The organism is Rhodococcus sp. FG69 (genome assembly GCF_057808915.1).
In genome coordinates this window covers 1-1,475 of sequence record NZ_JBMDIX010000098.1, presented here as the reverse complement: position 1 = coordinate 1,475, position 1,475 = coordinate 1, and the positions used below count along the sequence as shown (strand labels likewise).

The 1,475-nt window shown below is 63.9% G+C and carries 1 protein-coding gene; it reads right to left on the bottom strand.

The features are described 5' to 3' along the window. Positions 1-2: 2 nt before the first annotated feature. Positions 3-1,475: acyl-CoA carboxylase subunit beta (locus ACODSO_RS29125; RefSeq protein WP_489040071.1), on the bottom strand; the 1,473-nt coding region annotated here is incomplete at its 5' end.

The window sequence follows — 1,475 nt, the reverse complement described above, 5'->3', positions numbered from 1 at the left end:
GCTCACAGCGGGATGTTTCCGTGCTTCTTCGGTGGCAGGGTGACTTGTTTGCGTTCGAGTAGTCGTAGTGCGGAGACGATCTGTCCGCGAGTGTGGCTCGGGGGGATGACGGCGTCGAGGTAGCCGCGTTCGGCGGCAACGTACGGGTTGACGAGGGTGTCCTCGTATTCCTGCTGCAGTTTCAACCGCAGTGCGTCGACGTCTTCGCCGTTCTTCGCCGCTTCCAACAACTGTTTGCGGTAGACGAACCCGACGGCACCGGAAGCGCCCATGACGGCGATCTGCGCCGTCGGCCACGCCAGGTTCACATCGGCACCCATGTGCTTGGAACCCATCACGTCGTACGCGCCGCCGTAGGCCTTGCGGGTGATGACGGTGATCTTGCCGACCGTCGCCTCACCGTAGGCGTAGAGCAGTTTCGCGCCACGACGGATGATGCCATTGAATTCCTGCCCGGTGCCGGGCAGGAATCCGGGGACATCGACCAAGGTGATGATGGGGACGTTGAAGGCATCACAGGTCCGCACGAACCGTGCAGCTTTCTCGGAGGCATCGATGTCCAACGTGCCCGCGAACTGGGTCGGCTGATTGGCCACGATGCCCACGCTGCGGCCATCGACCCGGCCGAAGCCGACGATGATGTTGCGGGCCCGGCCTTCTTGGACTTCGAGGAATTCGTCGTCGTCGAGGATCCGGCGGATCACCTCGTGCATGTCGTACGGGGTGTTCGGTGAATCGGGGATCAACGTGTCGAGTTCGAGGTCCTCGTCGGTGAGGTTGTCCTCGATGGCGCCGTCGATCGGATCCGACGGGATGGTGCGCGGGGCCGCGGCGCGGTTGTTCGAGGGCAGGTAGGACAGCAGATCGCGGACGTAGTCCAACGCGTCCTGCTCACCCGAGGCGACGTAGTGCGCCACTCCGGACTTCTCCATGTGGGTGTGGGCGCCGCCGAGTTCTTCCATGGTGACGTTTTCGCCGGTGACGGTTTTGATGACGTCGGGGCCGGTGACGAACATCTGCGAGGTGCCATCGACCATGACGACGAAGTCGGTCAGGGCGGGGGAGTAGACGTGTCCGCCGGCGGCGGGTCCCATGATCAGTGAGATCTGCGGGATGACACCGGAGGCCTGAACGTTGCGGTGGAAGATCTCGCCGTACAACCCGAGGGAGACGACACCTTCCTGGATGCGGGCGCCGGCGCCTTCGTTGATGCCGACGAGGGGGCGGCCGGTTTTGATGGCCAGGTCCATGACTTTGACGATCTTCTCGCCGTAGATTTCGCCGAGCGATCCGCCGAAGACGGTGGCGTCCTGGGAGAAGATGCACACGTCGCGGCCGTCGATGGTGCCGTAGCCGGTGACGACGCCGTCGCCGAAGGGCCGGTTCTCTGCCATGCCGAAGTTCTGGCTGCGGTGACGGGCCAGGGCATCCATCTCCACGAAGGACCCGTCGTCGAGCAGTGCCGTGATCCGTTC